This is a genomic window from Aeribacillus sp. FSL K6-3256, from assembly GCF_037965805.1.
Taxonomy (GTDB): domain Bacteria; phylum Bacillota; class Bacilli; order Bacillales; family Aeribacillaceae; genus Aeribacillus; species Aeribacillus composti.
The window spans coordinates 937,432-956,340 of the sequence record NZ_CP150188.1 but is presented as its reverse complement, the minus strand read 5'-3'; the positions used below and the strand labels follow the sequence as shown (position 1 = coordinate 956,340).

18 protein-coding genes and 1 other annotated feature are annotated in these 18,909 nt (G+C 38.1%); of the genes, 5 read left to right on the top strand and 13 right to left on the bottom strand.

Going from position 1 to position 18,909, the window contains the following annotated elements:
• Window positions 1–366: 366 nt before the first annotated feature.
• Both NSQ84_RS04705 and NSQ84_RS04700 read right to left on the bottom strand, forming a co-directional pair.
• Window positions 367–1,137, bottom strand: coding sequence for a trypsin-like serine protease (locus NSQ84_RS04705; protein ID WP_339212270.1), 771 nt, complete (start codon window positions 1,135–1,137; stop codon window positions 367–369).
• A 508-nt stretch (window positions 1,138–1,645) separates the two neighbouring features.
• On the bottom strand, window positions 1,646–1,912 hold the full coding sequence (locus tag NSQ84_RS04700) for a hypothetical protein (RefSeq protein WP_066249485.1): 267 nt from the start codon (window positions 1,910–1,912) through the stop codon (window positions 1,646–1,648).
• An 897-nt stretch (window positions 1,913–2,809) separates the two neighbouring features.
• On the opposite strand from NSQ84_RS04700, the gene NSQ84_RS04695 reads away from it, so the two are divergent.
• Window positions 2,810–3,031 carry a DeoR family transcriptional regulator gene (locus NSQ84_RS04695; RefSeq protein ID WP_063386591.1) on the top strand — a complete coding sequence of 74 codons (222 nt, stop codon included), beginning with the start codon at window positions 2,810–2,812 and terminating at the stop codon, window positions 3,029–3,031.
• Window positions 3,032–3,210: 179 nt separating this feature from the next.
• On the opposite strand, the gene NSQ84_RS04690 is transcribed toward NSQ84_RS04695, so the two are convergent.
• Window positions 3,211–3,957 (bottom strand): pseudouridine synthase, encoded by a 747-nt coding sequence (locus tag NSQ84_RS04690; RefSeq protein ID WP_094245293.1) that lies wholly within the window; start codon window positions 3,955–3,957, stop codon window positions 3,211–3,213.
• 5 nt (window positions 3,958–3,962) lie between these two features.
• Window positions 3,963–5,576, bottom strand: coding sequence for a polysaccharide biosynthesis protein (locus NSQ84_RS04685; protein WP_066249479.1), 1,614 nt, complete (start codon window positions 5,574–5,576; stop codon window positions 3,963–3,965).
• A 208-nt stretch (window positions 5,577–5,784) separates the two neighbouring features.
• Here NSQ84_RS04685 and NSQ84_RS04680 point away from each other — a divergent pair, with 208 nt between their 5' ends.
• A complete protein-coding gene (locus NSQ84_RS04680) occupies window positions 5,785–7,068 on the top strand; it encodes an NAD(P)/FAD-dependent oxidoreductase (protein ID WP_339212268.1) in 1,284 nt (427 codons plus the stop codon).
• Between the two features lie 69 nt (window positions 7,069–7,137).
• Here the strand turns inward: NSQ84_RS04680 and NSQ84_RS04675 are convergent, their stop codons facing one another.
• The 7 genes from NSQ84_RS04675 to NSQ84_RS04645 all read right to left on the bottom strand — a co-directional run bounded on the left by NSQ84_RS04675 (window position 7,138) and on the right by NSQ84_RS04645 (window position 14,541).
• A complete protein-coding gene (locus NSQ84_RS04675; protein ID WP_144596686.1) occupies window positions 7,138–7,764 on the bottom strand; it encodes an NAD(P)-binding protein in 627 nt (208 codons plus the stop codon).
• Window positions 7,765–8,263: 499 nt separating this feature from the next.
• Entirely contained in the window at window positions 8,264–8,449 is a 186-nt protein-coding gene (locus tag NSQ84_RS04670) for a sporulation protein Cse60 (protein ID WP_063386586.1), read from the bottom strand.
• 213 nt (window positions 8,450–8,662) lie between these two features.
• A complete protein-coding gene (locus NSQ84_RS04665; RefSeq protein ID WP_063386585.1) occupies window positions 8,663–8,983 on the bottom strand; it encodes a rhodanese-like domain-containing protein in 321 nt (106 codons plus the stop codon).
• A 30-nt stretch (window positions 8,984–9,013) separates the two neighbouring features.
• A complete protein-coding gene (gene leuS / locus NSQ84_RS04660) occupies window positions 9,014–11,428 on the bottom strand; it encodes a leucine--tRNA ligase (protein WP_339212265.1) in 2,415 nt (804 codons plus the stop codon).
• Between the two features lie 67 nt (window positions 11,429–11,495).
• Window positions 11,496–11,716 (bottom strand) — a binding site (T-box leader).
• 89 nt (window positions 11,717–11,805) lie between these two features.
• Window positions 11,806–12,957, bottom strand: coding sequence for a diglucosyl diacylglycerol synthase (locus NSQ84_RS04655; RefSeq protein ID WP_063386583.1), 1,152 nt, complete (start codon window positions 12,955–12,957; stop codon window positions 11,806–11,808).
• Between the two features lie 475 nt (window positions 12,958–13,432).
• Entirely contained in the window at window positions 13,433–13,822 is a 390-nt protein-coding gene (locus NSQ84_RS04650; RefSeq protein ID WP_311067003.1) for a GntR family transcriptional regulator, read from the bottom strand.
• Window positions 13,823–14,277: 455 nt separating this feature from the next.
• The gene (locus NSQ84_RS04645; RefSeq protein WP_063386581.1) at window positions 14,278–14,541 is read right to left on the bottom strand and encodes a YtzC family protein; all 264 of its coding nucleotides are present in this window, start codon (window positions 14,539–14,541) and stop codon (window positions 14,278–14,280) included.
• Window positions 14,542–14,700: 159 nt separating this feature from the next.
• Between NSQ84_RS04645 and NSQ84_RS04640 the strand changes: the two genes are divergently transcribed.
• Complete coding sequence (locus NSQ84_RS04640; RefSeq protein WP_066249458.1) at window positions 14,701–15,666, top strand: TIGR01212 family radical SAM protein; 966 nt, start codon at window positions 14,701–14,703, stop codon at window positions 15,664–15,666.
• Entirely contained in the window at window positions 15,663–16,238 is a 576-nt protein-coding gene (locus NSQ84_RS04635) for a class I SAM-dependent methyltransferase (protein WP_063386579.1), read from the top strand. The genes NSQ84_RS04640 and NSQ84_RS04635 overlap by 4 nt, the downstream gene beginning before the upstream one ends.
• 31 nt (window positions 16,239–16,269) lie before the next feature.
• Here NSQ84_RS04635 and NSQ84_RS04630 read toward each other — a convergent pair whose 3' ends face one another.
• Window positions 16,270–17,349, bottom strand: a complete 1,080-nt coding sequence (locus NSQ84_RS04630) for a tetraprenyl-beta-curcumene synthase family protein (protein WP_063386578.1) — start codon at window positions 17,347–17,349, stop codon at window positions 16,270–16,272.
• Window positions 17,350–17,385: 36 nt separating this feature from the next.
• On the bottom strand, window positions 17,386–18,165 hold the full coding sequence (locus NSQ84_RS04625; protein ID WP_063386649.1) for an alpha/beta hydrolase: 780 nt from the start codon (window positions 18,163–18,165) through the stop codon (window positions 17,386–17,388).
• Between the two features lie 67 nt (window positions 18,166–18,232).
• On the opposite strand from NSQ84_RS04625, the gene NSQ84_RS04620 reads away from it, so the two are divergent.
• Complete coding sequence (locus NSQ84_RS04620) at window positions 18,233–18,760, top strand: gamma carbonic anhydrase family protein (protein ID WP_063386577.1); 528 nt, start codon at window positions 18,233–18,235, stop codon at window positions 18,758–18,760.
• Window positions 18,761–18,909: the final 149 nt, after the last annotated feature.

Below are 18,909 nucleotides of genomic sequence, written 5' to 3'. Positions count from 1 at the left end.
TGTATTAAGATTGGACGCAGGCTGCACCTCTATATAGTTGGAACGAACTATTAAATTTGTGGAGCATTAATCATCATAAGGGTTTATCTAGAAATTCAAGTCCTATTAAGTCATAAACGTCGATAGGATTGTCAATAATCCTTACAAACGACTTTTTAGGCAGCCACAGTTAAAATATCATCATGATCGTAACGGTATGAGGTGTAGGTGAACAAGAAAAGGAACGTCCATAAATTTGTAAGTGTGTAAGGGGATCAGAAGAGATAAATGACTTTATTACCGAATAAAGCATAATCTGAGATATTCTATTGAACGTTACACAAAATTCTTGACAGTACCTTTATTTGCAATTTTTTTATTCCCTTCCTATTTTTCTTCTAAATTTTTATTTATAAAATTTTTCATTACCTTATTTACCTTAATTCCTCCATTTAAGCCATTCGTTCTGTAACTTCCTATATGTATTCCTATAACTTCATTTTTACTATTTAAAATCGGAGATCCCGATTGACCTGATGTCGTATCTATATCATAATAAAGATTAAAGATATCTTCGCTCAATACCCTTCCATTCATTTCATATTGTGAGACTGTACCAGTTTCCTCCAGTTTATCAACTGGATAGCCAATAACTTTAATAGGCTTTCCTTTGGTATACTTAATATTTTTAATATCCAACTTTTCTATGTTTTGCCCAATGGGTTTATCTAATTTGATAATGGCATAATCAAATTTAGAATTCCCTGAATGAATATATGGTTCTGGAACAATATATTCTATAGAATCTGCAGATTCAAAAGGAAATTCATCCTTATTTACTCCTGGATATATTGTACTATTTCTATAAAACTGTTTTGTGTCTGGATTATATACACAATGGGCTGCGGTCAAAACCTTATCATCGTCAATAATCGTTCCTGTACAGATTGAGTCAAGAGAGTATATGAAAGAAATAGATGAGTAGGTTTTTTTTTCTGAATTTTCTACTTCAGATCGTTCATCTTTCCCAATAATTGAAAAAGGAGTAATGATTGTATTAATGTTTCCTTCTTTAGCACCCGCATTAATATTGTTATTAAAGAGAAAAATAAATAGAATAGTAAATTTTAAAATAAAAAAACATCGACTATTTTTCATTTTATAAATTCCTTTCACTTATTTGTATTTTGGGATTGCTTATCTTCTCTTTCTATCATTTTCCCAATTGTTCCAATTCCCAAAAAACCAAAATACATAATTGTATAAAAAATTATCTCTGTATCAGAATAGAATTTAACAATATTCATACGTGGTACTGTAATTTTCATATAAAAAATAAATAATGATAACTCGATTATGTGAACGATGAAAATTCCTCCAATTTTATTAAACCCCGTATAATTAACAATAGTTTCCAATAAGATACTTAAAGGAATAAGTAAGATAAATCCAGTAAGTACATTCAAAGATAAAAATATTGGTCCATAAAAACTTAAAAACTCGAAACTAACAATTATACTCGCTACATACTGTAAACCCATTATGAAACATATAATGATAATTAAAACAATTACTATAAATATAGGAACTAAAAAAAAATCTTTTTTCATGTCAACAATTAAAAGCAGAACAGTTGACTGTTCTGCTCCCTCCTTATTTCTTAAGTTTATAATAGAAATGAAACGATAATTTTAGCAATATCATCTGCAACATCTTCTGGTATACCAGCTTTTTGAAGACCTTTAGATATTCCGCTTTCTGTTGTTTTTTCTGCTTTTTCCAGTCCATCGGCTATTTTTAATCGATATTTTTTTATTTTATTAGCTGCTGATTTGCTTAAAGGTGCGAGAGCTTTCTCAAGTACCCATCCACCTGCTCTTAATATTGATGCAAGAACTTTTAATTTAGCTTCTTCATCGACTGAATCTTTCACTACTTTAGATGTTGCTATTTTAGTTGTCTTACTATGAGTAGCTGCCGATGCTCCTATTGGTCCAATTCCTAAGATTAATATACTAAGACTTATTACTGCAGTAACACTTTCGATTTCATAATTTTCATTTTCTTCCCCCTTTCTTTTTAAAATTTTAAAAATTCTATATTATTTTTACCTGAAATTATAACATATAATACCAATAATGTAAATATTTTTCTAATAGCACAACATTAATACTGCCAATTCATCTCTTTATCCATATCCTCCTATCTCAATAAAAATCTATACTTATATCGTAACACGTATCGAGATTCTTCGAGAAAGTTTCACCATCTTAATAGGGCTTATCGTGTTCGTTCTTCTATGCCAAACGCACATTTTTCCTAGACAACAATGTTACATTTTATTTGTACTCTTACTGTAAATGTTATCTAAGTAGTAAAAAGAAATATATCATCATTGAAGTATTTTTATGCATAAGATTTCCAACATTTGTCAGATAAGTTCCTTTCATCTTTTTTATGATCATCAATTTTGACAGCAAAAATTTGCCTTTGCTCATACAACGTTTTTTATTTGCATCTGTATTGCTTAGACAAAGATAATTTGTGAATTTTTGAAAATCTAATCACCAATGGAACCTTTTTTACCGATTGAAGGAATCATCACTTCACTATTTGTCTATTCGACTGGGGTCAGTTCAAGCTGTTAAATCGGCCTATGAGAGGTAAGTATTGTAAATATTATGTGAATTTTATGAACACACTGGAAAGTTTACATGTAAATTGTGTATAATGGAATTGTACCACTTTAGGAGTTTGACATCTAATGCATGGACATTGAAGAGTATGTAGGTTTGTGATTTCGATGCATTAAATGATAGGGAGTGGTTTTTTGAAACCTTCAACAAACCGTATGCTAACCCGAATCAAATCCGTCTACATGTTCATTCATGAAAGGGGTACAGTAACAACTCAAGAGCTTGTCGATGAATTTGGTATTACCCCCAGAACGATTCAGAGGGATTTAAACGTGTTAGCATATAACGATTTAGTGCACAGTCCTGCAAGAGGAAAATGGGCAACAACTAACAAGAAGGTCAAGATGTCATCCTAGCTACTAAAAAAAGAAAATTTGGTTATTCGTTCACATACATATATGGGGCTGATCCAAAAGTTACATAACTTTTGGTCTCAGCCCCTTTTTGTCTGCTGTTGCAAGCAATTTCCACCTTTTTCGGCGCCAGTTTGTCCGCCTTTTTAAAAAACGGAAGTTCAATTTGAACGTTTTTCAAACTACAAAGGAAAATCGGCTGAATCGCCCGGCTGCCCTTGAATCGATCGCAGTTGTTCTAATTCTTCTTTTGTCAGTTCTCGATATTCCCCTGTTTGCAATGTTTGATCTAGTTCAAGCGTTCCCATTTGGATTCGTTTTAAATATTTCACTTTTTTTCCGACAGCAGAAAACATCCGCTTAATTTGATGGTATTTCCCCTCCGTTATGGTGACAAAAACTTCAGAAATGTCGTCTGCCTTAATAATTTCAAGCAAGGCAGGCTTTGTAACATAACCGTCATCAAGTTTTACACCTGCTTTGAACCGCTCGACATCTTCCTCTGCCACTAGACCAATAACTTCCGCAAAATATTTTTTAGGAACATTTTTCTTGGGCGATGTTAATTGATGGGCAAGCTGTCCGTCCGATGTTAACAGCAATAGCCCTTCGGTATCTTTGTCAAGCCTGCCGACAGGAAAGGGATTATAGCGAAGATCTTCCGGATCAAGCAAATCGACCACAGTCTTTTGGACGTTGTCTTCTGTAGCAGATAAAAAACCAGCTGGCTTGTTCATCATGAAATAAACATGTTCTTTGTACAACACCTGTTCACCGTGAATGATGATTTCTTGTTTATTCGGGTCGACATTTGTTTTCGGATCCGTCACCACTTCTCCATTAACATGAACGGCCCGTTCCTTTAGCAGCTTTTTTACTTCTTTTCTGCTGCCGTAGCCAGCATGTGCTAATAGTTTATCAATACGCATATTATCTACCCCCTTTCCTTCCTCTTACTTAAAAATCTAGTTCCAAAAATAACTTTTAGGAATCCTGATTGCTTAGCCAGCCAAAAATACGAGCCTGCTCCTAATAATGCAGCAATTCCAACCATGATGGCGGCATTTGTTTTACTTGCATGGTAATCAAAAAAGACAGTGAAGAGAGAGGAAAACGCTACAACGACAATTGACATACAGATGACCAAAATTCCCGTAAATATTGTTCTTTTCCAAAATCTTTTATACGAGTAGCCTGTATGACGGCGAATCATCATTAATCCGTATATGAGCGAGCCAAGAAACCCGATCGCAGTTGCCATAATCGAACCGTATGCACCAAACTGCGTGATAAGCCAGCTGTTTAAACAAATTTTTAGCAGAAGACCGAATGCAAGGCTGATGACAGCCAATTTTTGTTTATTAATCCCCTGCAAAATGGCGGCTGAAACAGTGAAATAAGAAAAAAGCAAAGCGATCGGTGCATAGGCAGCTAAAATGCTCGCACCTGTTTCATTGTCATTATAAAAAAACATGTAGATTGGTTCGGAAAGAATAATGATCCCAATGGATGCAGGGAGAACGAGAAACATTAATGTTTGAAACGCTTGGTCAATTTGTCTTCTAACAAACGGAAAGTTTTGATTCGTGAACGCATTTGTAATGGCCGGCACGAGCGTTAAGCCAAAAGCAGTTGCTAAAGAAACAGGAATCATGACAATTTTATTCACTAAAAAATTGACCATGGCATATAATTCTTGCGCTCTTTCGCCTTCTCCCGCCTGAATCATAGCTTTATTAAACGTAAAAGAATCGACAAATTGATATAAAGGAATAGCTAGTCCGACAAATACAAACGGACCGGCATACCTGAACACCTCGAGAAACATTTGCTTCGTGGAAATGCCGGAAGGTTCAATTTTGTTCTCCTGCATCGCCAATAAGGAATTTTTTCTTTTCATCCAATACAAAAAAAGGACGAACAGCCCGCCGATGGCGCCAACAAAGGCGGCAAATGTCGCATAACCCACCGCTGTAATGATATCGCCATGTAATACTTTTAAAATGATATAGCTGGAAACAAGCAAAAAAATGATGCGCACTAGCTGTTCTATTACTTGGGAAACGGACGTCGGGCCCATCGACTGATGCCCTTGAAAAAAACCTCGTATTAAACTCATGATCGGAACAACTATAAGCGCAAGGCTGACCATTCGTATAACATATGTGACATCCTCAACTGTCACACCTTGCAGCTCCTGTTGGCCAAGCTGGTGTTCCGCAAAGAAAGGCGCAGTCACAAATAAAATAAAACAAGTGAAAATTCCTCCAAGAAGCATAAACAGCATCCCAGATCGAAACATTCTGCGGCTTGTCTCGTAATCACCAATGGAATTATATTTTGCGACAAATTTTGAAATGGCCATAGGAAATCCCATTGTCGCAATGCTTAAAAAAATCGTATACGGAACATATCCATATTGATACAAAGCACTTCCCGTTTCTCCAACCAACGCGAAAAACGGAATGACATAAATCATTCCTAAAATCCTTGAAATATATGTACCTAATGTTAAAATAAACGTCCCTCTTAATAATTTATCCGACATCTTTTGCTCACCATTGTTTCTAACAAAAATTTTCAACTATAACATTTTACCACATTCACTAGGAACTAAGATATAGTCATCACTCATTGAATTCAAAAATTCATCTTTTTATAATGATATAAGACTAGGATGTAGACGAAACTAGGATCAATCTAAAAGTACGAATAAATTGGACAAGCAACATCAACATCTTAAAGGTTGTGAGAATATGAATTATGATGTAGCAGTAATTGGAGGGGGACCATCTGGATTGATGGCCGCCATCGCCGCCGCTGAAAACGGAGCGAACGTGCTGTTAGTCGATAAAGGAGAAAAATTAGGAAGAAAGCTGGCGATCTCCGGTGGCGGACGGTGCAATGTGACAAATCGCCGGTCAATTGAAGAAATTATCAAAAATATTCCCGGCAACGGACGATTTTTGTATGGCGCTTTTTCGCAATTTAATAATGAAGACATTATACGCTTTTTCGAAAACCTTGGAGTTCGTTTAAAAGAGGAAGACCATGGCCGGATGTTTCCAGTATCAAACAGAGCTCAAGACGTAGTCAATGCGCTACTTTCCGAACTGAAAAGGCTGAACGTTACAATTAAAACAAATCATCCGGTTGAAAACATCGAATACAGTGAAAGCAAAGTAAAAGGAATCTGGTTGAAAAATAAAACCTTTATTCCTGCCAAAGCTGTTATCGTAGCTGCAGGAGGAAAATCTGTCCCTCATACCGGAAGTACTGGAGACGGATACGTGTGGGCAAAAAAAGCCGGTCATACTGTGACGGAATTATTTCCAACTGAAGTTCCGATTACTTCGAATGAACCGTTTATCCGAACAAAACAATTGCAAGGCCTGTCGTTAAGAGATGCGGCTTTAAGTGTGTTGAATCAAAAGGACAGACCAATTATTACGCACAAAATGGATTTTATTTTTACCCATTTTGGCGTATCAGGTCCAGCTGCACTAAGATGCAGCCAATTTGTTGTAAAACAATTGAAAAAAGAAAAAACGGTGACGTTGTCAATTGACGCTTTTCCTACTGAAAATGAAGAAAATCTTTTTCAGCATATTTTGCTTAAATTGAAAGGCGAACCGAAAAAGGCTGTTAAAAATGTATTAAAAGGTCTCTTGCCTGAACGATATTTGCTATTTTTGCTGGAGGAATCCGAAATCGATCATTCGATGACATATTCCCAGCTTTCAAAAGATAAGCTGCGCCAATTTGTCCGCTTAGTGAAAGATTTCCGCTTCGAAGCAAACGGCACGCTCCCAATCGAAAAAGCGTTTGTGACCGGCGGAGGCGTTTCTATAAAGGAAATCGATCCAAAGACGATGGCCTCTAAACTAATGAATGGGCTTTATTTTTGCGGCGAAATATTGGATATTCACGGCTACACGGGCGGCTACAACATCACGGCTGCGCTCGTAACAGGACGGCTGGCAGGCTTGTACGCAAGCCGTTACGTAGAAAAGGGCGAACCGATAAGTCAGGGCAGCTGACTTTTGGGGGCGATTCTTTTTTTGCACAAATCGCTATCCCGTTGAACGGCCATGTGCGATCCGGTTTAGCTATTCGCTAGACCTGTTCGCATTCAAAAGCATTTCCAGCTGCTTATACCGTTCTTCATTTGAAGCTTCTAAAAAGCTCTTGTCTAATAATTGATGTAAAACAATCCTTTTTTGCTCTGGGTCGTTGATTTCTTCTAAGACACGTTTTCGACCTTCCTTTAAAAATTCAACATAGTCAGCAAAATGTTCATCAAACTGCTCTGCCAAATTATTTTTTAATTTTCTGGCGAGCCCCGGAACTTTCCCGCTCGTTGATACACTGATGATTAAATCGCCCCTTTTAAATGTTGCCGGCATAATGATATTGCTTTTTTCAGGTGCATCCACTACATTGATCAGCTGATGTGCTTCACATGACTGGTAGACCTGCTCATTAACTTCCCTTTCATTCGTTGCCGCAATGACTAGAAACGCACCGTTTACATCGTCTTTTTCAAACGTTTTTTGTTTCCACGATATTTTTTTTTCTTGATGCATTCGAAGAAGATGATCTGATAGATCGGGACTGACAACCGTTATATCAGCACATGCATCGAGCAAAGCTTTTATTTTTCTTTCCGCTACCTTCCCTCCGCCGACAACGACTGTCTTTTTTCCTTTTATATTCAACATCGCACTGTAGTACATATGATCACCCTTTTTTGTCCTTGCGCTTACAATTTCTGGTTGATGCGAAGCGTTTTTTCCTTTCAAAAGGTTCTAGGATAACTTAAAAAAATTGGTCATCCTTTTTTCATGCGGTCGCTTCGGAACGGCATTGAAATCTTTTTTCCAATAAAAAAAGACCTAGATTCCCCATAAACAAGGATTTTCAAACGGGTCTAAAGCTTGCTTTAAAAAGCTTTTTCATGAGTTAGTCCGTCTTCCATCCTGCAAAACGATGGCGATCATTTCAGTTTTATTCGACTTTCTCACATCAGGTACAATTTATAAAGTGTTTCCTATCTGGATCAGTGCTTATAAGCTTTCAAGATCCACTGGGCATAGCAACTGCTTGGAGCGCATGCGAACATTGATGCATTGACGAAGATTCTCTAAAATTACAATCAACCAACGCTTCACGTTTAATTCTGTTTACATTCTTACTAAATATAATAGACTTTTCATTATTAATGTGAAAGTCTTCTTATTCTTTGTAAATAATCATCGCTGAAAAACAGTAAATTTGTTCACCTTTTTGATCGCATGTTACCGCTACATGATATTTTATGTCGATATATTTTTGACTTGGAAGCGCAGTTAAAAAAGCGTTCACTTCCTCTTCTAAATCTTTTTCATGCTCTTCGTCAAAAATGGCGACTTTATAGCTCAATTTCTTCACACTCCCTTTATTTATCTCGTTGCTTCCAATATACTTTTATGCTTGTACAAATATGACACTTTTAATAAAGGGAAAAGATTTGCTCATGTCGGCAGTTTTTATGGGGATTTTGAGGGTATTACATGCGGTATGGTTTACTGTTTTGCCACGCTAATCTTCCTTTATAAGGAAAAAACCGCGCCTACATAAGCGCGGTTTTTCCACTTATTTTTTTATCTCGCTCTTCGGTTTAGTTTCCCCTGTCCATTCGAGCATTCCGCCAACCATATTGATGACATTAAAACCAAGATCCTGTAAATATAAACAAACATTTTCACTTCTTCTTCCTGAGCGGCAGACGAAAATATATTCCTTTTCTTTATCAAATTCTTCAATGCGGTCCGGGATTTCTCCCATCGGAATATGTTTTGCTTGTGGAATCATGCCTTCTTCTACTTCTTCTTCCTCGCGGACATCAATAATGTCTAATGTTTCGCCGTTTTCAAGCTTCGTTTTGAGATCATTTGGTGTGATTTCTTTTACCATGAATGGCCATCCTTTCATTGATATTCAAGCTTAATTGGCTACGATGTTGACAAGCTTGCCAGGAACAGCAATCACTTTACGAACGGTTTTGCCTTCAAGCTGTTCTTTTATTTTTTCATCATCCATCGCGATTTTTTCCATTTCCTCTTTAGAAGCATCGTTTGGTACAAGCAGCTTTGCCCGCACTTTTCCGTTGATTTGAATGACAATTTCCACTTCATCTTCGACAAGCTTTGATTCATCCCATGCCGGCCACGATTCATAAGCAATCGTTTCAGAATGGCCGAGTTTTTCCCAAAGCTCTTCGCAAATATGCGGAGCAACCGGCGATAAAAGCTTTACAAAGCCTTCCATATATTCTTTCGGAAGAATTGTCGCTTTATAAGCTTCATTAATAAATACCATCAGTTGCGAAATAGCTGTGTTAAAATGCAGATTTTCATAATCCTCCGTTACCTTTTTCACTGTTTGGTGATAAATGCGTTCAAGCTCTTGAGACGGTTCATCGACGATTTTCGGATTCAACTCGCCATTTTCCATTACAAACAGCCGCCATACACGATCTAAAAACCTTCTTGCGCCGTCGAGTCCTTTTGTTGACCATGCAATGGATGCATCAAGCGGACCCATGAACATTTCATATAAACGGAGAGTATCCGCTCCGTGGCTTTCAACGATTTCATCAGGATTGACGACATTTCCTTTTGATTTGCTCATCTTTTCATTGTTTTCGCCGAGGATCATTCCTTGGTTAAACAATTTTTGGAACGGTTCTTTCGTCGGAACTACTCCGATATCGTATAAAAATTTATGCCAGAAACGGGCATACAGCAAGTGTAAAACAGCATGCTCAGCCCCGCCGATATAAATGTCCACAGGCAACCATTTTTTCAATTTTTCAGGATCAGCTAATTGTTCTGAATTGTGCGGGTCAATATAGCGCAAATAGTACCAGCAGCTTCCCGCCCATTGAGGCATTGTGTTTGTTTCGCGCCGCCCTTTTTTGCCTGTTTTCGGGTCAACGACATTCACCCAATCCTCAATATTCGCTAAAGGTGACTCACCGGTTCCCGAAGGTCTAATTTCATCTGTTTCCGGAAGCACTAACGGCAGCTCCTCTTCAGGAACAGCTGTGATCGTGCCGTCTTCCCAATGGATGATCGGAATCGGTTCACCCCAATAACGTTGACGGCTGAACAACCAGTCTCGGAGACGGTATGTCACTTTTCTTTGTCCTTTTTTGTTTTCCTCCAGCCAATTGATCATCGCTTCAATTGCTTCTTCTTTATTCAATCCGTTCAAAAAGTCGGAATTTACATGCTCGCCGTCTCCTGTATAAGCTTCTTGTTCGATGTTTCCTCCAGCGACAACCTCTTTAATCGGCAGGTCAAATTTTTTCGCAAATTCATAGTCCCGTTCATCGTGGGCAGGCACGGCCATGATCGCACCTGTACCATAGCTCATTAAAACATAATCGGCAATCCAAATCGGCAATCTTTCTCCATTGGCAGGATTTACAGCATAGGCTCCGGTAAACACGCCTGTTTTTTCCTTCGCCAAGTCCGTTCTTTCGAGATCGCTTTTACTTTTAATTTGATCTAAATAGGCTTCCACCGCTTCTTTTTGTTCCTCGGTTGTAATTTCTTTCACAAGCGGATGTTCAGGCGCAAGCACTGTATACGTAGCACCGAAAAGCGTATCTGGACGAGTAGTAAAAACAGTAAAGGTTTTATCAGTTCCATCGACTGTAAAATGAACTTCCGCACCTTCCGACCGGCCGATCCAATTTCGCTGCATTTCCTTTATGCTTTCCGGCCAATCAAGCTCTTCTAAATCTTCCAGCAGCCTGTCAGCATATGCGGTAATTTTTAACACCCATTGTTTCATCGGACGGCGTTCAACAGGATGTCCTCCCCGTTCGCTTTTTCCGTCGATGACCTCTTCATTTGCAAGAACAGTTCCGAGTGCCGGGCACCAGTTGACGGGCACTTCATCAATGTAAGCAAGTCCTTTTTCATAAAGCTTTAAGAAGATCCATTGCGTCCATTTGTAATATTCCGGATCAGTTGTATTTACTTCCCGATCCCAATCATAGGAAAATCCTAGTGATTGAATTTGTCTGCGAAAATTATCAATATTTTTTTTCGTAAATTCCGCAGGATCGTTGCCGGTATCTAAAGCATATTGCTCAGCCGGAAGTCCAAATGCATCCCATCCCATCGGATGGAGAACATTGTAACCTTGCATCCGTTTCATTCGTGCCAAAATGTCGGTTGCCGTATAACCTTCAGGATGGCCTACATGAAGACCAGCTCCCGAAGGATACGGAAACATATCCAATGCATAAAACTTCGGTTTATCGGAATCATCCTCTGTTTTAAATGTTTTGTTTTTTAGCCAATAATCTTGCCATTTTTTCTCAATCTCACGATGGTTGTAAGACATGTAAAAATCCTCCTTTGCTATATATATGTATAAGCGTCAAATAATAAAAAAACTCCCATCCCCACGACGAAGGGACGAGAGACAATTTCCCGCGGTACCACCCAAATTAGCGCAAATGCACTCACTCTGTTCCGTAACGTGGAAACACGTCGGGCATTAGTCTGTACCGGAATACATTTCACACCCGCAACTCAAAGGGGAGTTCGTGAATAAACAACGATTGACTTTCACCTTCCGTCAACTCTCTAGACGCCTTTATCCACTACTGATCCTTTTCACCGTTCTTGCTTTTTCATCCACTTATCATATTGTTATTTTAATGAATTTTATGAGTTCATGCAAGTCAATGTCGAAAAATTTGGATTTCAGTCTAATAATTAATAATTGACAGACCCTTTCAAGCTTGAATCAAGCAGCATTTCTGCTTCATTTAAAATGTCCTGCAAGATCGTGTCAGCAGCGTTTGGTCTATATAATTCAGCAATGCTCATTTTCATTTTTTCCATTTTTTCAGGGTGGTTAAATAAATCATTGACCGTCTCTTGAACTTTTTCAAGCTTATTGATGACAACCGCCGCCCCTTTTGCTGCAAACAAATCGGCATTCTCCCTTTCCTGCCCCGGAACAGGTTTATAGAGAATAAGCGGAACTTTTAATGCGGCCGCCTCGCTGAGAGTAATCCCTCCAGGCTTTGTTATCATGCAGGAACAAATGCGAAAGAGCTCATCGATTCTTTCGACATAGCCAAAAACTTTTATTCGATCCGGGTGAATATACTGAAGCGGTTCAAGCTCATCTTTCAGCGATTGGTTATTTCCGCATACAACGACTATTTGCATGTCATCTCGTGTAAAAAATGATTCACACAAATCTTTTACATTTTTTAAAACTCCATGAGCGCCTGTAGCAATTAACAAAGTTTTCTTGTTCGGATCCAAATTGTATTTTTTATATAAATCGATCGTTTCCATTTTTTCTTCAAACTGCGGCCGAATAGGAATTCCGGTTACTTTGACAAGCGCTGGATGGATGTTGAGCATTGTCAGTTTTTCCTTCACATCGTCGCACGAAACATAATATTTATCAATGTTTTTATGAACCCATACTCGGTGAAGACAAAAATCGGTCAGCACATTAAATGTCGGGATGAACACGCCTGTCCGCGTGCGATATTCAGGCACAACGGAAATAGGAAATGTATTAATGATGATGTCAGGATTTATCTCCCTTACTAGCTGATTCAACTTGCGGTGTCCAAGCTTCAAATACAAATTCATAATGCGTTTGTTAGACATTTTGTCCACACTATAATAAAATAACCGATAAAATTGCTTACCGATGGAAAAACTTTTCAAATATAAATATCTTGTAATTTCCGCCATAATTGGATGAGACTCGCTAATTAAATCAGAAACTTTTACGTTGTTGATTCCCATCTTATGCAAAGACTGCTCCAATGTTTTAGCAACTTGGATATGACCGTTTCCGTAATTTGCCGTTAATATTAATATCTTTGGGTCTTTTAACATTTTATTCACCTCAACTTAAAGCAGCTCAACAATTAGAACGAACTAAAATCAAAATAGTTTCACTTTAAATGTATATTTCCTTTTATAATTTTAGGAGAAAAAAATTAAGAATCCTTTATTATTTTATTACATTTACATTTCACTGGAAATTTTCGTTTTTTTGTTGGTTGCAATAGCTAAAATGACAAATATATGGATTGGGATTTTTTAATGTCCAACAAAAAATAATTCTGCCCGTTTACTCGCATGGTTCATACAAGAATCTTACCGATACGCATTGGTTTAATTGAATTTATGCCGTTTTTCCGGGGATTTTTTAGCTAGCTAATGGACAGCCAAAGCTGCATGAATAACACCGAGAAGAATAAGATATGCCCTCCGAACAAAGTTTTTCCTTTATCTTTTCTGAACCGTTTTAGCCAAACAAGCTGAAACTCACGCTGCAGAGATTCAAATACTTTTTCTTTGCTAAACTTTATTTATGAAAAGCATTGGCAAATTCGTTATTCATGTCTTTCATCCATTGGTATATTTGTTCAAAGCTGATTCCTGCATAAAATGCGTCGATCATAATTTGCCGCAGCTCCTCTTTAATTATTTCAATTTTCTCTTCATCCAGCTTTTTCTGCACCATTTTCGATACAAATGTCCCCCGTCCTCTCAGCGTTTCAATCAAGCCTTCTCTTTCCAGCTCTTTATAAGCCTTTGAAACCGTGTTAGGATTAGCGATAATCATGGAAGACATCTCTCTTACAGAGGGCAGTTTATCGCCAGGCTTTAACACACCTTTGATACATAGTTCTTTCATTTTTTTTATGATCTGCTCATATATCGGAGTGGCACTTCTCGGGTCAATTTCAAACATCAAATACCCTTCTTTCTTACAAAAAGGACTCTTTTGTATTATGTGTACTACATTATATAGTACACATAATACAGAAAAGATGCAATCAACATTTTCTGATTCCGCATATAAAAAACACTGAATGATTTCACTCGTTCGGGGGCTCTTGATCTTAGGGAAAAATTATGATGTACATAGTCGTATAGCAGCTTTTTCTAGAAGTTTGACTGATGTTCAACAAACTGATCCCGATTTTGTTTTAAAATGTAATCGTTCATTCGCATTGAGCCGAGCTTTTATATCGGTAATTGCGCAATCTGTTGAAAGATATTTTTATTCTATATTTTCGTTTTTATTCCAAAAACCATTCTTTCCCTATGCAAATTTATATATAAGATCAAATCGGCTAAAGAATAAATGAAAAATCATAATTGCAATTAAAGGGCAAGCCTACAATCAGGCTTTGCCCTGGAATTTTAATGATCGAGCAAAATCATCTCATTTTGAAGGTGCTGCAGTTGAAGGCGCATGCGGTGAAGCTGCTCCCGCTGCTGGTCATTTGCGCTTAAACTGAGTTTTTCCACTTCTGCAAGTGCATCTTGAAGCTTTTGCTGTGCATTTGTATATTCTTCATCATTGTAATGCTCCTGTTTCAGCCCTTCAATATATTGCTCATTTGCATATTCCAATGCTTGCTGGCAATGTTGAATGCACTCTTCCACGGATTGTCTAGTAGCCAAACAAATCCCCTCCTTGATGAAGAATTTTCTTCATCAACTGTATTTTTCGCTATTTCTGCAAGCTCCATCATGAAAAAAGCTGGTAAATTCTTATTTGAGATTGGTTTGGCAATCATGGTAAAATGTCTTGATAGTATATCGAAACAGGAGGAGTAGGAATTGGCGAACCACAATCCATTTCCGTATACGAATGACAACAAACGGTATCATACATGGAATTACCATTTACGAAATACATTTGGAGATAAAGTGTTTAAAGTTGCTTTAGACGGAGGATTTGACTGTCCAAACCGCGACGGTACGGTAGCACATGGCGGGTGTACGTTTTGCAGTGCCGCAGGGTCGGGCGATTTTGCCGGAAACAGAGCTGATGATCTTGTTACGCAATTTCACGACATTAAAAGCAAAATGCATGAGAAATGGAAAAACGGAAAGTATATTGCTTACTTTCAGGCATTTACAAACACTCATGCACCCGTGGAAGTTCTTCGTGAGAAATATGAAACGGTATTAGGTCTCGAAGGAGTTGTCGGTTTGTCCATTGCTACAAGGCCTGACTGTTTGCCTGACGATGTTGTTGATTATTTGGCGGAATTAAATGAGAGGACATATCTTTGGGTTGAATTAGGATTGCAAACCGTTCACCAGCGGACCGCTGATTTAATTAACCGTGCGCACGATTATGAATGTTATGTGGAAGGAGTTAACAAGCTCAGAAAGCACGGAATCCGAGTTTGCACACACATCATAAACGGTCTTCCGCTTGAAACGTACGATATGATGATGGAAACTGCAAAAGAAGTTGCTAAGCTGGATGTTCAAGGAATTAAAATTCATCTGCTCCATTTGTTAAAAGGTACACCGATGGTTAAGCAATATGAAAAAGGGATGGTGCGCTTTTTATCCTTTGATGAATATGTACAATTAGTTTGCGATCAGCTAGAGGTACTGCCTCCCGAAATGATCGTTCATCGCATTACAGGCGACGGTCCGATCGATTTAATGATAGGGCCGATGTGGAGCGTTAACAAATGGGAAGTGCTGAATGCCATTGATGCCGAACTCGAAAAACGAAACAGCTACCAAGGGAAGTATTATACAAAAGATCGAGTGATGTCAAAATGAACCTCATTCGCATTCTTCCATTTGCAAAAAAATTGATGGCTTCCGCTGTCCAAAACGGCGATATCGTTATTGATGCAACAGTCGGGAACGGACATGATACCGTCTTTTTAGCACAACTCGTTGGCGAACAAGGTCATGTGTTTGGATATGATATTCAAAAACAAGCGCTTGAAGAGACAGAAAAACGGTTGAAGGAATCCGGTTTAATCGACCGTGTTACTTTGTTTCATTCCAGTCATGATGACATTTTCAATACGATTCCGAAAAAACATCACAATCATATCGCCGGTGCGATGTTTAATCTCGGTTATTTGCCCGGTGGCCAAAAAAACATTGTGACAAAACCAGAATCAACTATTGAAGCAGTAAAGCAGCTTTTATCCATATTAAGACCCGGTGGAATGATCGTGCTGGTCGTTTATCACGGCCATCCGGAAGGAAAACGTGAGAGAGATGAGCTTCTTAAATTTGCCGAACAAATCGATCAACATACTGCTCATGTACTTGAATATCGTTTTTTAAACCAAAAAAATTCCCCTCCGTTTATTGTAGCAATCGAAAAAGCAAAATAGCCGGGAATAATATCCCGGCTAGCTTTATCCATCAAGAAGATTTAATCAAATTCCATTTTCGGAACGTTCGATATGCCCTAGCATTCACATAAAAGAAAACGGAGGTTGTTCCTCCTTTTTTTATTAATTTTTTAGCCAGCTTTCCTAAATCTTTATGTACTAATACTTTGTCATCAGATAAATAAATGCCGAGCAATCCGCGGTTAATTAATTTATGAAAATTTTCGTTCGGAATACCTTTTAAATTTTTGTCCGCTTCATGTACAAAATGAGCTAATCGTTCCATCATTTCTGATGTGCTTTCATAAAAACTGCAAAAATTTAAATCGCCCTCCAATTGATCCTCCTCTTGATCAATAAAGTAATCCAATAAAATGTGAAGCCCTTGCACATATGGAAAGTAACCATCTTTAATTTTTTTGGCAATCGCTTCGTTAAAGCTGGGCTGAAATGCATAGGCGACTAAACAAAAAATGCCCAATGTCGATCCAGCGCAGGCAGAAAATTCATACCACCGCATATCCGGGAGGGAAGATTTATATTGTTCGAACCACTGTACTAGCCTTGGCACTCTTTCCTCTTCTATTACATGCTTATGTACTTGCAGTTCACAATAATATTCGCAAAGCTCCATCAAATAGCCAGCTATAACCGGATAGTTCTCCAATTGGCTCAGCATTCTTTGGCATGTCATGACAAGCTCTTTTAAATATCCGCCGTCATCTTGGTCCTCACGAAATTGGTAGTAATTTTTTAATTCTGCATGAATCGACAGCGCATCCTTCATTGATTGGTGCAGCATGCGGAAATCTTCCGGATCAAAAGAAGTGCTTCTGTCGCATAAATTATCCAAGTAATCGCTAATCGTTTGATAAGCAACGATAAACTCTATGCATTCCTCTATATGAGAGTTCGACAAAAGCGCTAAAATGCTTCCTCCTTCGCAATGAAATGCCTTCGTATTTATGCTTGCAAGCGCCTGCTTTCTCAATTCAGGATTCGGTATTTCCTCAGCCTTTTTTTTCCACCCATCTAAGTAATAATGGACGGTCGGAAGAATTTCCCTATAAACTCTTGACATAAGGCTGATAGGGTGTTCAGGTATACTCAAAGATCAACTCACCTCTTCATTGTAAAATTCCAGTGTTTATGTTAAATGGCTTTCTGTAAATCTCAACGCATCTTGAAAAACAAGTTCTCTTTCCGGTTCATTAAAAATTTCGTGATATAGTCCTTCCCATTCTTTATAGCTCTTTTCCGTGAGATTCAACTGACTATACCATTTTTGAACTGCTGATTTATCAACAATTTTGTCTTCTCCTCCCTGCATGACGAAAAGAGGGACATCTGGAAACTGCGGAAGCTGCTGAAATACTAGTTCAATGGCATGAAGAAGCTCTCTGTACCAGCGCACAGAAACTTTTCTTACGTAAAGGGAGTCGTTTCTGTTTATGTCTTGAATTTCCTTATTTCTCGTTGCCATCTCAACTGTCAAACCGGAATCAAAGCGTACCCTAGGCGCGAAAATATTTAATCCTTTTGCCAAAAGATCGAGCGCTTTACTCGGTTTTTGCAAAATTCCTAAACATGGCGAAGATAAAATGACCCCGTTTAACGGAATTTTATTTCTCTGCAGCGTACGTATGGCTATTAAACCGCCCATGCTATGCCCCAGCAAAAAAAGCGGCAATTGGAAAGATTGAGCCTCCCTGATCCAACGGTCAACTTCATCAATATATTCATCAAACGATTGGACATGTCCCCGTCTGGAGGATGAATTTCCTTGTCCTGGCAAATCCCCCATGACAACATGGTACCCGTTTGTTTGCCACTTTTTTATCAGCCATTTGTAACGTCCATGATGTTCTCCAGCTCCATGAATGATGACAATCGCAGCTTTAGGAGTAGAACTTACCCATTTCCACATAATTAACTCCTTTCCGAACATGACGGAAAATTTGTTATAATATGAAAAAAAGAAAAGGATGGTTCCCATGGTTATTTATCCATATAAAGACAAAAAACCTATAATTAGCGATTCGGCTTATATAGCTGATTTTGTCACAATCACCGGCGATGTTCAAATAGGAGATGAATCAAGCATTTGGTTTCAGACGGTTATTCGCGGTGACGTCGCCCCAACTATTATTGGAAATCGGGTCAATATTCAAGACCAATGCTGTCTGCACCAGAGCCCAAATAAACCGTTAATTATTGAAGATGATGTAACCGTCGGCCATCAAGTTCTGCTCCATAGTGCGATTGTGCGGAAAGGAGCTCTAATTGGAATGGGTTCGATTATTCTGGATGGAGCAGAAATCGGAAAAGGCGCTTTTATCGGTGCAGGCAGTCTTGTCCCGCCAGGCAAAAAGATACCTGAGAAAACTTTAGCATTCGGAAGACCCGCCAAAGTGATTAGAGAATTAACAGAAGAAGATCTTCAAGATATGGAACGCATCCGTCGCGAGTATATCGAAAAAGCTCAATATTATAAAAATATTGCTCGTATGAACAACATATAAATTGCTTATAAAAACATTTTAAAACTTTCTCTTTCAAATGTCATTCTTTACCGGGCAGCTTCATGTATTTTTAAAATTTTGTAAAATTTTTATTAGATTTGTTGAAGTTTACATAAATATGAGAGAAAATTTTTTATAAGAATTTTTGC